16 protein-coding genes are annotated in these 12652 nt (G+C 36.3%); 9 read left to right on the top strand and 7 right to left on the bottom strand.

Annotation, left to right across the window (positions count from 1 at the left end):
* Nucleotides 1-75 precede the first annotated feature (75 nt).
* Entirely contained in the window at nt 76-840 is a 765-nt protein-coding gene (hemQ, locus tag BFS35_RS12630) for a hydrogen peroxide-dependent heme synthase (RefSeq protein ID WP_099577056.1), read from the bottom strand.
* Nucleotides 841-992: 152 nt separating this feature from the next.
* Here hemQ and pta point away from each other — a divergent pair, with 152 nt between their 5' ends.
* From pta to BFS35_RS12585, 9 genes are all read left to right on the top strand, one after another.
* A complete protein-coding gene (gene pta / locus BFS35_RS12625) occupies nt 993-1982 on the top strand; it encodes a phosphate acetyltransferase (protein ID WP_099577058.1) in 990 nt (329 codons plus the stop codon).
* 3 nt (nt 1983-1985) lie between these two features.
* Nucleotides 1986-2825 (top strand): lipoate--protein ligase family protein, encoded by an 840-nt coding sequence (locus BFS35_RS12620; protein WP_099577060.1) that lies wholly within the window; start codon nt 1986-1988, stop codon nt 2823-2825.
* Nucleotides 2818-3144 carry a YuzB family protein gene (locus tag BFS35_RS12615; RefSeq protein WP_099577062.1) on the top strand — a complete coding sequence of 109 codons (327 nt, stop codon included), beginning with the start codon at nt 2818-2820 and terminating at the stop codon, nt 3142-3144. Before BFS35_RS12620 ends, BFS35_RS12615 begins: the two co-directional genes overlap by 8 nt.
* A gap of 163 nt (nt 3145-3307) precedes the next feature.
* The gene (locus BFS35_RS12610) at nt 3308-4420 is read left to right on the top strand and encodes an ATP-grasp domain-containing protein (protein ID WP_099577064.1); all 1113 of its coding nucleotides are present in this window, start codon (nt 3308-3310) and stop codon (nt 4418-4420) included.
* 17 nt (nt 4421-4437) lie between these two features.
* Nucleotides 4438-5553, top strand: coding sequence for a peptidogalycan biosysnthesis protein (locus tag BFS35_RS12605; protein WP_099577065.1), 1116 nt, complete (start codon nt 4438-4440; stop codon nt 5551-5553).
* Nucleotides 5554-5631: 78 nt separating this feature from the next.
* Nucleotides 5632-6123, top strand: a complete 492-nt coding sequence (locus BFS35_RS12600; RefSeq protein ID WP_096077909.1) for a GNAT family N-acetyltransferase — start codon at nt 5632-5634, stop codon at nt 6121-6123.
* A gap of 11 nt (nt 6124-6134) precedes the next feature.
* Nucleotides 6135-6608 carry a GNAT family N-acetyltransferase gene (locus tag BFS35_RS12595; protein WP_099577067.1) on the top strand — a complete coding sequence of 158 codons (474 nt, stop codon included), beginning with the start codon at nt 6135-6137 and terminating at the stop codon, nt 6606-6608.
* Nucleotides 6609-6716: 108 nt separating this feature from the next.
* Nucleotides 6717-6923, top strand: a complete 207-nt coding sequence (locus tag BFS35_RS12590) for a type II toxin-antitoxin system HicA family toxin (protein ID WP_099577069.1) — start codon at nt 6717-6719, stop codon at nt 6921-6923.
* An 18-nt stretch (nt 6924-6941) separates the two neighbouring features.
* Entirely contained in the window at nt 6942-7337 is a 396-nt protein-coding gene (locus tag BFS35_RS12585) for a type II toxin-antitoxin system HicB family antitoxin (protein WP_158554327.1), read from the top strand.
* A gap of 53 nt (nt 7338-7390) precedes the next feature.
* On the opposite strand, the gene BFS35_RS12580 is transcribed toward BFS35_RS12585, so the two are convergent.
* Genes BFS35_RS12580 through BFS35_RS12555 form a run of 6 tightly spaced genes read right to left on the bottom strand, consistent with a single transcriptional unit; the run spans nt 7391 to nt 12642 of the window.
* Nucleotides 7391-7909: a cupin domain-containing protein gene (locus tag BFS35_RS12580; RefSeq protein ID WP_099577073.1), complete on the bottom strand. Its 519-nt coding sequence runs from the start codon at nt 7907-7909 to the stop codon at nt 7391-7393.
* Nucleotides 7910-7923: 14 nt separating this feature from the next.
* Nucleotides 7924-8526, bottom strand: a complete 603-nt coding sequence (mtnB, locus tag BFS35_RS12575; RefSeq protein WP_099577075.1) for a methylthioribulose 1-phosphate dehydratase — start codon at nt 8524-8526, stop codon at nt 7924-7926.
* Nucleotides 8523-9164: an MtnX-like HAD-IB family phosphatase gene (locus BFS35_RS12570; RefSeq protein WP_099577077.1), complete on the bottom strand. Its 642-nt coding sequence runs from the start codon at nt 9162-9164 to the stop codon at nt 8523-8525. The genes mtnB and BFS35_RS12570 overlap by 4 nt, the downstream gene beginning before the upstream one ends.
* Complete coding sequence (locus BFS35_RS12565) at nt 9149-10318, bottom strand: 2,3-diketo-5-methylthiopentyl-1-phosphate enolase (RefSeq protein ID WP_099577079.1); 1170 nt, start codon at nt 10316-10318, stop codon at nt 9149-9151. Before BFS35_RS12565 ends, BFS35_RS12570 begins: the two co-directional genes overlap by 16 nt.
* The gene (locus tag BFS35_RS12560) at nt 10281-11273 is read right to left on the bottom strand and encodes an ABC transporter permease (protein WP_099577081.1); all 993 of its coding nucleotides are present in this window, start codon (nt 11271-11273) and stop codon (nt 10281-10283) included. Before BFS35_RS12560 ends, BFS35_RS12565 begins: the two co-directional genes overlap by 38 nt.
* Nucleotides 11263-12642: an ATP-binding cassette domain-containing protein gene (locus BFS35_RS12555; protein ID WP_099577083.1), complete on the bottom strand. Its 1380-nt coding sequence runs from the start codon at nt 12640-12642 to the stop codon at nt 11263-11265. The genes BFS35_RS12560 and BFS35_RS12555 overlap by 11 nt, the downstream gene beginning before the upstream one ends.
* Nucleotides 12643-12652: the final 10 nt, after the last annotated feature.

The raw sequence follows: 12652 nt of genomic DNA, 5'->3' as shown, positions 1-12652 counted from the left end.
TTATAGAGATAATTGCGTCCTTTTTATATCCAAAAAATCAAAAAACGGGCTGAAGAAAAGATTTGTATCTTTTCATCAGTCCGTTTTATTATAGAACCTAAATAATCCTTGTAAATCTTCTGTTTTTAAGATGTTACCAACATAGAATGAACCGAATTCACCGTAACGCGCTGATACTTCATCGAAGCGCATCTCGTATACTAACTTCTTAAATTGTAATACGTCGTCTGAGAATAAAGTAACGCCCCACTCGTAATCGTCAAATCCAACTGATCCTGTAATGAACTGTTTAACGATACCAGCGTATCCACGGCCGATCATACCGTGTGAACGCATTAATCCTTTACGGTGATCCATATCTAACATGTACCAGTTATCTTCACCTTGACGGCGTTTATCCATTGGATAGAAACATACATACTCTGAGCGTGGTAATTCTGGATATAATCTTGCTTTAATATGTGGATTCTCGTATGGATCTTCGTCAGAACCTTGCGCAAGATAATTACTTAACTCAATTACTGATACGTAAGAATATGTTGGGATTAAGTAATCACGAATTGCTAATTTATTAAATTCAGTTTCAACGGCTGTTAAATCTTTCATTTCCGGACGTAACATCCAAAGCATTAAATCAGCTTTTTGACCTGTAATGTTATAAAGCGCGTAAGAGCCTTCTTTTGCTACATGGTTTTCTTCTAATTTATTGATAAATGCACTGAATTCTTCAACCATTTTTGTACGGTCTTCTGCTTCAACTAATTTTAAGCTTGTGAAATCAATCGCATAAAATAAGTGTAAACTATACCAACCGTCTAATGTTTTTGCTGCTTCGTTCATTATCCATCTCTCCTCTAATTGTAATCATTATCATTCTAACATATCTCGAAACATATGTATGTTTGAAGATTTTACATATTGATGACGTGTAATTTATATAAAAAGAGTCTATAATGGTTAATGGGGATGAATCAAAATTTCAGGAGGCTATTATGGCTAAATTATTAGATGTATTAAATGAAAAACTTTCAGGTAAAAATGTGAAGATCGTTTTACCGGAAGGAACAGATGAGCGTGTATTACAAGCAGCTGTTGAATTACATAAAGGTGATAAAGTATCACCGATCGTTTTAGGAAATGTGGAAGAAGTACAAGCGCTTGCTGAAAAATTAGGTTTATCAATTGATGGAATTGAATTAATGGATCCAACAAACAGTGAATTACGCGAAGAGTTAATCGCGAAGTTTGTTGAGCGTCGTAAAGGTAAAGCGACAGAAGAGCAAGCGACACAAATGTTAAACGATCCGAACTATTTCGGTACGATGTTAGTTTATACAGGTCGTGCAGCAGGTCTTGTATCAGGTGCAGCACATTCTACAGCAGATACTGTACGTCCAGCTTTACAAATCATCAAGACTAAACCAGGTGTTTCTCGTACATCAGGCGTATTCTTTATGATTCGCGAAGACGAGCAGTACTTAATGGGTGATTGCGCAATCAATCCAGAACTTGATGCAAATGCTTTAGCTGAAATCGGTATCGAATCTGCTAAGACTGCAAAAGCTTTCGGTATGGAACCTAAAGTTGCAATGTTAAGTTTCTCTACGAAAGGTTCAGCGAAAACACCTGAAACTGAAAAAGTTGTAGAAGCAACACGTTTAGCACAAGAAAAATTAGCTTCAGAAGCTGATTTAGAAGGTGTAGTTATTGACGGAGAATTCCAATTTGATGCTGCATTCGTACCATCAGTAGCAGCGAAGAAAGCACCAGAATCACCAATTCAAGGTGACGCAAATGTATTCGTATTCCCTAGCTTAGAAGCTGGTAATATCGGTTACAAAATTGCGCAACGCTTAGGTGGATTTGATGCTGTAGGTCCAATCTTACAAGGATTAAATGCACCAGTGAATGATTTATCACGTGGATGTTCAACAGAAGATGTTGTTTCATTATCAATCATCACTGCAGCACAATCTTTATAATAGATGACGAAGTCAATTTTTGAAGAGAATTGGCAATACGTAGATCATACGCGAGGACTGCAGCCAATGCAGTCCTTTGCTTTTGATGATATGTACTGTCATTTAATTGGACAACAAAATCATGATAGTGTGGTACGCACTTGGATTCATGATCATGTCATTATTCTCGGTATGCACGATGCACGTCTGCCATATATTGAAGAGGGAATAGCGTTCCTAAACAATCATGGATATGGTGCCATTGTTCGTAATTCAGGCGGTTTAGGTGTGGTACTCGATGCAGGTGTACTCAATATTTCGATTATATTTCCTGGAGATATTACCTTTTCGATTGATGCGGGATATGAATATATGTATGAACTGATTCAGGAGATGTTTAAAGATTATCATAAACATATTGAAGCGAAAGAGATCGTTCATTCATATTGTCCGGGAAGTTACGATTTAAGTATTGATAATAAGAAGTTTGCAGGTATTTCACAACGTCGTGTAAAAGATGGTATCGCTGTTCAGATTTATCTTTGTGTCGAAGGTAGCGGGAGTGCACGTGCTGAACTGATGCGTCAATTTTATGATGTGGCACGTCGCGGGGAAACTACGAAATTTACGTATCCTGAAATAGATCCTGAGTGCATGGCGAGTCTATCAGAACTGCTCGGTGTAGAGCTTACGGTGGATGAAGTCATATTCAAATTACTGTATGCTTTGAAAGACTTAGGTGCAACTTTATCAAATAATGAGATGACAGATGCTATGTGGACGTTGTATAATGATTACTTCGAACGCATGACTGAACGTAACGCAAAAATAAAAATCAATCAAGGTGGTGAAGCAAATGCGTAATAAGTTTCAAGTGTGCGATGATTGTCAGGGTGTATGTCTTAGAACATTACTACCGAAGTTAGAGAAGTTAGATCCAGATGCTGAAGTTGAAATCGCATGTCAGTCTTACTGTGGACCAGGTAGACGAAAAACTTTCGCATTTGTCAATAACCGCCCTCTAGCAGCTGCAACTGAAGAAGAACTACTTGAAAAAGTTGAGAAACGTTTAGCACAAAAACGTGATCCTGAAGAGGAAGCAAGACTTGCCAAACGTAACGCTGAACGTAAACGTCGTTTAGACGAACAGAACGCGAAGCTGAAAGAGAAACTGAAGAGATAGATGTAGAGGCTGGGACAATTTGTTCCAGTCTTTTTAATTTAAATTAATCCTCTTTACAATCCTACATACTTCTTTAATGTAAATTTACATGAGTTTAACATCCCTTTGCTATGCTTAGTTTGTATAACTATATGAATGAATCAATAGAAGGGTGGAACGATTCGTGCAACGTATATTAATTACTGGTGCGCGTGCGCCAATTTCTTATGAAGTTGTGCAGCAGCAGGTCGCATTAGGCAGAACAGTTTTCTTGACGGATTCTACCAAAAAGGTCAGCATTAAAAACTCTAAGTTTATCGAAGAATTTATTTTAACAACGTCACCACGTTTTTCTACTGAAGAATATATTAACGATATAAACGATATTGTAGCGCAATATCATATTGATCTGATTATTCCTTTAAATGAAGAATCTTTCTATCTTTCTTATATGAAAGATAAAATAATCGCACCTGTATGGGTTGAAGATATTTCTAAGATGCTGTCAGTGCACAACAAATATAACTTTACAAAGTTAATTGATGCGATGAGCTTTAAAGTGCCTGATACGAAATATGTCATGAATCACGATGACTTAACAACATTTATGAACAGCTTTCCGGGAGATGAATATATCGTTAAACAACCGTACGGTCGTTTCGGTCAATCTGTGCGTAAATTAACACGTATGTCATTAGAAAATGACAATATGATTGAATTCCCTTTTATGATTCAAACTTTAATTAAAGGAACAGAATGGTGTTCATACAGCTTTGCAAAAGACGGGAAAACATTATCTACTTCATTATATTTATCGAACACACATGATAGTTATAACTGTTCTACACACTTCACTTCAGAGAAGAATGAAGAACTTCAGTCTATTATTGAAGCTGTAATTAAGAACTTAAACTGGTCGTATCAAATTGCCTTTGATGTGATTAAATGTGATACGACAGGTGACTATTACTTTATTGAATGTAATCCACGTGCGACAAATGGTGCGCTATTTATGCAGCCGGATGTTTGGGAATTAAAGCAATGTGAACCGAAATATGAAGCGCGTCAACTCATCTTCGTATCGTTATATAACTTTATTATGCGTCCGAAGAAACATAATTTAGAGCGATTAAAGTACGGGAAAGATATTTTCTGGCATCCAAGTGAAAAGTCCATCTTCTTTGAACAAATTATAAGTGGTGCTCAGTGGTGGTTTGAAGCGAAATCTCAAAAGACAACAGTCAACACGATTACAACGTATGATATCGAATGGAATGAAGACATTGTAAATCTATAGATAAAGAGGTTTTACGAATGACGATTTATACGAAATACGCAGATATCCCTTTTAACGAAGTGGATATCTCTCCTTTTAATAAGGCATATATTCAGTATATGATGAGAGGCATTCATCATGGCATCGAGAATGTAAATGCACGCGTAGAAGTGATATTGTTAAATGGGCAGCTCATTCCTTATAGTGTGAAAGATGGAGGCAAAAATGCATCCTGGATTCATTCATTTACAGGGCAATACATTGATGAAATGATTTCAGAAGTAAATCGTATGGAGATGCCGAACATAGTACGCAGTCTTGCACATCAGTTATTGAACGTGGGCAGAACGGTACTCGGACTTACTGGTGAGAAGACTGTGACAGTATTTCCATCTTTTATGTCGACAACGATGTATGAAGACTTTCAGTTTGATCAGCTTCAGGAAATTACGAGAATTCTCGTTGCAAGATTTCCAAAACATGCAATCATTTACCGCACATTAAATGATAAATTTCATCAGTATAAAATGAAACAGTTAGATGATGTCGGCTATGAAGCGATGATATCTCGCGCGATATATATATTCGATCCAGATGATAAACATACAAAGAACGAACGAAAAGACTTAAAGAAAGACATGAAGCGCTTTGAAAAAAGTGGACTAACATTTACGAATGAAATACGTGATGATGAATTTCACCAGTTAATGCCGCTTTACAAACAAGTATATTTAGATAAATATTCGGACTTCAATCCGCATTACACAGAGGCGTTTTTTAAATTCTTATATAAAGAGATGGAGCTTACATGGTTTATCCTTAAAGATAATGAACGCATCGTGTCATTTATGGGTGTCAGTCAGACAGCGAATGTATTATTTCCGGCGTATTTTGGTATGGATCAGTCTGTTAAAGGGTTGTATTTTATGACAAGTGGATTGTTATACCACTTTGCAAAAGAACATGGTTATAAAATTAACAATAGCGCTGGTGCGAAAGATTATAAATTAGCACGCGGTAGTAGACCGTATTTAGAATATCATTATGTTTATTACAAACATTTAAAGCTCATACCATTTTTAAGCTACGCATTGTTTACAAAAGTTGCGACACCTTTAGGTAAATTTTTATTAGAAAAGCTGCAGTTTAAGTAAAGATTTAATAAATATATTTATTATTCTGACATTAATAGTGATATAATATGTTTATCATATTTTTAGGCGGTGATGCACATGTCGATAGAGATGAGACATGCAACATTAGAAGATTTGCCGCGTATTGTTGAAATTTACAATTCCACAATTGAAAGTAGATTAGTGACTGCAGACACTGAGCCTGTAACCGTAGAAAGTCGGACAGAATGGTTTTTGAACCATTCGGAAAAGCGTCCGATTTTTTTATTTCTCAAAAATAATGAAATAGCAGGCTGGTTGAGTTTTGAAACATTTTATGGTAGACCTGCTTACGGTAAGACTGTAGAAATCAGTTTATATTTAGATTCTGATTATCGTGGTATAGGTTTAGGGGAGTATGCAGTGACTGAAATGAAGCGAATTGCACAAACGCTCGATATAGAGACGCTTCTGGCATTTACTTTTTCACATAATACACGTGCATTGAAATTATTTATGAAACACGGATTTATTAAATACGGGGAATTGCCTGATGTTGCGATAATGGATGGGAATCATTACTCACTCACAATATTAGGCTGTAAAATTTAGGAGGAAGTCGTATGGTTAAGATTAGAAAAGCAACAAATGCAGATGTACCAAATATTAAAAAAATCGCTTCTATGGCGTGGTATGATACGTATGCAAAAATTATGGAAGCAAGTACGGTTGCTAAGTTTTTAGAAGCGGCATATAATGATGAGCGTCTAGAACGACGCATAGGGGATTCATTATTTTTAGTCGCTGAAAAAGACGACGAAGTGATTGGTTTTGCTAATTTTATCAATGGTACAGAATTATTCTTATCAGCAATCTATGTTAATCCAGCATTCCAAAGACACAATGTGGGTGCAGAACTACTGGAAGCAGGACTGAATCACTTTGATGACTATAAAGAACTGTTTGTAGAAGTAGCAAGTAACAATGAACAAGCACGTGGATTCTACAAAAAGACCGGATTTGAACTTGTAAGAGAATATAATGAAGAATTATTTGGTGAAACAGTAACAAAAGGATTGTTGAAGAAGGCGATATAATTCAGCAAACATTCAAACAAGATATATTTAGTGTGTATTGAGTGTGTATAATTTGTGTGGTATTATAAATTTGTAAGCTAATTCTATAATTACCGGAGGAAGCGGTAAATGCGTAAGAATTTCCGACAGATACGAAGAATACTCCTTAAGAATGGATTTATTGAAATGCCTAAACGAGGTAAAGGGGGACATATTATGTTTTTTAACCCAGTTACTAAGCGAAAGCTGACACTTCCTAGTCATTCGAAAGATGTAGGAGTCGGTCTGGAAAAAGAAATATGGAAACAAGCTGGATTAGATGATCAAAATTTATAATAAAAGTAGGTGGAGAGATTGCATACTAACATACTCTATACTGCAGACGTTCACAAAGAAAATGGACGATACTGGGCAAATTTTGTAGAAATTCCTGAAGCTTTTTCAGAAGCAGATACTAAAGAAGCACTCTATGAAAACTTAATAGAAGCTTTAGATGTTCATATTTTATCCTTGATAGATTTAGGTGAAGATTATCCTAAACCTCTGAATAATGCTGAAGATGAAGTGAAAGGTGACTTCTATATGACCATACCTATGAGTCTAGACAGAATTATTCATAGTAAATCTCCTAAGTATGACAGAAGAAACGTTACTATTCCTCATTATTTAAATAAACTAGCAAAAGAAAGGAATATCGAAGTTTCTAAAGTGTTAAGAGAAGCATTAGAAAAGGAATTGTTGCATAACTAGACAATTAATAAAAGGCCGGTACTTGTCATAGAGTATCGGCCTTTAATCTATATTTATTTTTCATATACTGGCACCCATCCTGCTTCATCAACGAAGATTCTTACAGCAACAACTTTACGATTGTCTGATAAAGTGAAGTAATGTCTTACGTTAGGTGGTACGGAAATTAAGTCGCCTGGATCTAAATGTACTTCAAAGAACTGGTCATCTTTCCCTTGAATAACAAATACACCATTTCCACTTACAATGAATCGTACTTCGTCATCCGTATGATGATGTTCACGCTGGAAGTTAGTCAGTAGCTCATCTAAGTTAGGTGTTGTGTCTGATAAACTGATTACGTCACTTGCTTTGTAACCACGACGGGCACTGATTGCATCAATTTCTTCTTTAAATGTGTTTAAGATTTCTGATTTATCTTCATCTGTTAAGTTATAATTTTCTTTTAATGTATCTGGTAATTTTGACGTATCCCACTGTTCATAAATGACTTCATTACTTTCTAAAAATGCATGAATTTCCTCTTGATTGTCTAATCGTTTACCTGTTTCCTGAAAAATTAAATATGCCATAATTATCGCTCCTCTTATTTGATATATTGTCTTGCAGATGCAAGTTGTAAATGATATTGAAATAAAAATTCTGCTGCTTCAAATAATTTATATGCTTCCTGAGTAGATTTTCCCCAGGTATTGATCCCATGATTGCGAATGAGTACAACACCACTATCAGCAGTAACGTGTTCTCCAAATCGTTCAGCGAGTTTTTTAACGTCTGCTGGATTTTCGATAATAGGGATGCGCAATATATCACTTTCCTGCCATAAACCGAATGCTTTAATTAATTCCTGATTGCTAAATTCAACTGCACCTGTAGAATGATATAGCTCTGAAATCACATTATTACTAACGGTATGGATATGAATTGATGCGTTTGCGTTACTGCGTTTAAATATTTCTAAGTGTAGAACGGTTTCGAGAGATGGCGTAAGATCTGTATCAACAGCCTTACCTTTCATATCTACTTTGACAAAACTTGTATCAGTTGTTTCGTATTTATCGACACCGCTTGTAGTTACATAAAGATGCTGGTCATCTATTCTTATACCTAGATTACCGCTTGTCCCCGGGAAGTAGTTATTGCGTGCGAGCCGTTCTTTGATATGTGTAATTGCTTCTAATGCACTCATTTGATCACCTCGCTTAATTTAATATCATCAAATGTTTCAAAATGATGATGCGCGATTCCTTTTTCCTGGGCAAATTGCGTAAGCTTTGAAGTTGTAAATGCGATATCTGCAATACCCAGTAACTTTAAATCTGTAATGCTGTCACCGATTGATATAACTTTATTATCATCCACTAATTGTCTGACGATAGAAGGCTTACATGTGCCACAGTCACCAGTACATAAGTTATCGCACGGATGGTTCCATATTACTTCCATATAATCTCCGGAGAAATCTACGGTATTGGCAAACACTTGTTTGATGCCATTAAATTTCTCTAGTATTGGATCAATAAAGAAATGCATGCCGCCACTAATAATATAGAAAGGAATATTTAGTGTTTGGGCTTCGTCTAATAACTTCTGAAATCCTGGTCGGAGTTTCACTTCTTCCAACGCGAATTGAATGATATCTTCTTTCTTTTCGCTCGGTAATAATCTGAAGAGTTCCGTAACGCCATGCTGTATCGAGATTTCCTGACGTAGTATTTGATCGGTGATAGGTCGTCCTTCAATAGGAGCAAACTTCTTGATGATGGCTACGATCGTATCAGTGGCTGTTACGGTACCATCGAAATCACAGGCTATGATGTACCCCATAAAGCCACCGCCTTATCATAATGTTTACCACCTACGCCTGTCTTATAATGACGAATGGCTTCATGGAAAGCTTCACCGCCTGCAGTTGCACCATCTGGATGACCATGTACGCCCCCACCAGCATTAATGACGATGTCTTCACCAAAGTCATCGATAATACGTTTAACCAAACCTGGATGAACGCCGGCTGACGGGACAGGAAATGCTTGTTTAATTGTACTCGCTTCTAAGGCATGAGCGACAATACTTTTAGCATCATCTTCAGTAAGTTCGATAGACCCGTACGGCACCGGGAAGAGAATAAGATCTGCGCCTGCAAGACGTGTCAGTTTAGATAGCAGCAATTGATAACTAATACCATAGTCAGGACTACCGCCTAATGCACCACTTAATGCAGGGTGAGCAAGAATTGGTAAATTCAATGCTAAATCGCGTAACCCTTTAAGTGCGTCAAGTCCATACGTATGAACGTTGAATAATAAAGCATTCGCACCGAGTTGCTTTGCCTTACGTGCTTTGTCAGGTAATTCAAACACCGGACCGGATAGGTTCACAGCATATAGTACGCGACGACCAGTTGCTTCGAATATTTCATCTAACACGCGTTTACCGATAGTAATACGTTCTTCAAAAGGAAGTTCAGGTACGTCATATAATATTTCGTCATCTTTAATAATATCGACGCTTAACGCCTGTGCACGCAGTTGTGCTTCGAAAAATGATGCATCTCTACCGATAATGCCTTTAAAGATGCTCATTACAAGCGGACGATCATAAATATTTAGTAAATCTCTCACACCTTCAACACCGAACGCAGGACCTTTAAAATGTTTACTGTAATCCGTAAAATCGATATCGAATAACTTTACTTTTCCGTCTAACGATAGTTTGCCGAATACAGTCGTTAATATTGAAGAAAAATCTGGCGTGATATTATGTTCCGGATATGCAATAGCAATATGTAATAACCCTTTTTCTGCATCGATTATTTCCTTGGTAATAACTTCGCCTTTATATTTCTCTAAATGTGCCTGATCTTCAGCCGTTAAATCTGTCCAGCTTCCGACAGTTAAACCAACTGCTAGTTTTTCTGCGATAGTATCAATTTTAGATGGATTATTGTGTAGCTGGTACTTCGCTATGATATGTGACACGTTTTAACCTCCTTTGTTTAAACGGTGCATAGTTAATAATTAATGCACCTGCTAGTACAAGACCTTTTATAATATTCAAGCCATAATATGGAATGGATAGCATGACGAGACCGTTTTCCAGTATTGCAATGAGTAGTGCCCCTAAAAATGTACCGATAATATTAGGCTTACCTGATTTAGAAACAGTTGCACCGATAAATGCAGCCGCAACTGCGGTCATTAAATACCCTGAGCCTGAATTAACTTGAGCTGATGATACTTGACTGGCAAGGAGTATACCACCGATACAAGCAAAGAATGCAGATGCCAAATAACTGATAATGATATATTTTGTTGTCTTGATGCCACCGAATTGTACAGCATGTTTGTTATCGCCAATCATATACATGATGCGACCGGGATTTGTGCGATGTAATAAAACGTATGTAATGGCTACAATAATGAGCATTATGATAATTAAAGGCATAGGTTCTGACAAAACTTTGAATGCATCAGGAATCTTGCCAGTTGTAGCAGCTCCGTTTTGTCTTGTCATGCCTTGACTGATTGAACCCCCTTCAGCATACGTCAGTGCGATACCTTCAACGATAAACATTGTCGCAAGTGTAGCGTAAAGGTCAGGGATTTTAAACTTGATGATTAAAATTAAGTTGATGAGTGCGACAACAAGTGCAACTGTTAATGTGAGCATGATGGATAACCCAAAATTCATCCCATGCCATACAAATAATGAAATGATAACAGCATTACTTAGCGTAACCGTAGAGCCGACAGATAAGTCGAATCCGTCGACACTCAAACTAAATGTAATACCGATGGCTACGATAGTGACAATCACCATGCCACTAATGACTGAAAGTAAATTATCAGTAGATAGAAAGTTTGGTGCGGTCAAACTAAATAGTATGACTAAAATAGTGATTACAATGAGTAAGCCGAATTGTTTAAACTGCATGTTGTATTCCTCCAGTAGCTTTGTGCAAAAGATCAGTTTCTGATGTATTTTGTGTCAGTTGTTCATCTACGACTTGACCTTTGTGTAGTGTATAGATGCGATCAGTTATATTGATCAGTTCACTAAAATCACTTGATGCATAGATAACTGTCTTTCCGCTGGCAGTTAATTGATTGATAACTTTAAATAAGTCTTGCTTAGCACCGACGTCAATTCCTACAGTTGGTTCATCAAGTATAAAGATGTTTGATTGTTGATAAAGGCCGCGTAATAATACAACTTTTTGTTGATTCCCACCGGATAATGAATGAACTTGTTGGGTAAACGATTTATATTTCAAGCCGATATCATTTGCTAAAGGTAAGATATTATTTTCTTCATTTTGATGATGGGTAAAAAATTGTTTGTTTTTAAAGCAAATATTATCTTTTATACTGTGCGACATAATCAGCCCATGTTTCTGACGTTCTTCTGGACAATAAGATATTTTTTCATGAGATAAATGATGATATAACCAAATGCACAATTCTGTCTTACCGGCACCGACTAAACCTGCGATGCCTATTACTTCACCTTTAAATCCATGAATATTGATATCGTGCAGTTTATCGGTTTGTATATGCTGAAAAGAAAATTGTTGTTCTTTTGTTGTGTAATTTGTTTTATGATGTGTCTGTATGTTTCCAGCAATAGCTTCATAAAGTGCTTCAGCGTCATAAGCATCTGATTGTTTAGATGCGATGCGTTCGCCTTCTTTAAGGATAGCAATATCATCAGAAATATTTAATAACTCAGGTATACGATGAGAAATAAAGATGATGGCCATTTCTTTTTTTAATAAATTTAATTCATTGAATAAAATATTAACTTCACGCTGACTCAATGAAGCAGTTGGTTCATCTAATATGAGTAGATGCTTATCTTCGAGTATCGCTCGAATGATGACGAGTAATTGTTTTTCAGAAACAGTTAAATCTCTAACATGCGTATTCAGGGAAAAAGATAAACCGAATTTATCGATATAATTTTGCAATTTCTGTTTTTGTTGCTGTTTATAAAAAAATCCTTTCGTACGATCTTTAATCGTCAAATTATCATATACCGTTAAACTTTGAAATAAGACATCATCAACCTCTTGCGCAACATAGGCGATATCATCTGCAAAGCTTGAAACTATTTGTCCGTCTTTATATAAAGTTCCTTTTTGATAAGGGTAAGTGCCATTCAATACTTTCATTAACGATGATTTACCTGCACCGTTGCCACCGATAATTGCATGAATTTTTCCCTGTTCAAAGTGAATAGATAAGTTCTTTAAAATATGATGGTCATTGATCGTTAAATTAAGATTTGAGACTTCAAAGCGCATTGTATTCAGT

Source organism: Macrococcoides goetzii, assembly GCF_002742385.2.
GTDB lineage: Bacteria > Bacillota > Bacilli > Staphylococcales > Staphylococcaceae > Macrococcoides > Macrococcoides goetzii.
The sequence above is the reverse complement of the archived record's forward strand: the minus strand, read 5'-3'. Positions and strand labels throughout refer to the sequence as shown.

Bases quoted from the DNA above. Each gene is read 5' to 3' on its own strand.
- BFS35_RS12555 (WP_099577083.1), bottom strand. From the start codon at position 12,642: ATGCGCTTTGAAGTCTCAAATCTTAATTTAACGATCAATGACCATCAT.
- BFS35_RS12605 (WP_099577065.1), top strand. From the start codon at position 4,438: ATGACGATTTATACGAAATACGCAGATATCCCTTTTAACGAAGTGGAT.
- BFS35_RS12570 (WP_099577077.1), bottom strand. From the start codon at position 9,164: ATGGGGTACATCATAGCCTGTGATTTCGATGGTACCGTAACAGCCACT.
- BFS35_RS12595 (WP_099577067.1), top strand. From the start codon at position 6,135: ATGGTTAAGATTAGAAAAGCAACAAATGCAGATGTACCAAATATTAAA.
- BFS35_RS12620 (WP_099577060.1), top strand. From the start codon at position 1,986: ATGACGAAGTCAATTTTTGAAGAGAATTGGCAATACGTAGATCATACG.
- pta (WP_099577058.1), top strand. From the start codon at position 993: ATGGCTAAATTATTAGATGTATTAAATGAAAAACTTTCAGGTAAAAAT.
- BFS35_RS12590 (WP_099577069.1), top strand. From the start codon at position 6,717: ATGCGTAAGAATTTCCGACAGATACGAAGAATACTCCTTAAGAATGGA.
- hemQ (WP_099577056.1), bottom strand. From the start codon at position 840: ATGAACGAAGCAGCAAAAACATTAGACGGTTGGTATAGTTTACACTTA.
- BFS35_RS12560 (WP_099577081.1), bottom strand. From the start codon at position 11,273: ATGCAGTTTAAACAATTCGGCTTACTCATTGTAATCACTATTTTAGTC.
- mtnB (WP_099577075.1), bottom strand. From the start codon at position 8,526: ATGAGTGCATTAGAAGCAATTACACATATCAAAGAACGGCTCGCACGC.
- BFS35_RS12600 (WP_096077909.1), top strand. From the start codon at position 5,632: ATGTCGATAGAGATGAGACATGCAACATTAGAAGATTTGCCGCGTATT.
- BFS35_RS12615 (WP_099577062.1), top strand. From the start codon at position 2,818: ATGCGTAATAAGTTTCAAGTGTGCGATGATTGTCAGGGTGTATGTCTT.
- BFS35_RS12580 (WP_099577073.1), bottom strand. From the start codon at position 7,909: ATGGCATATTTAATTTTTCAGGAAACAGGTAAACGATTAGACAATCAA.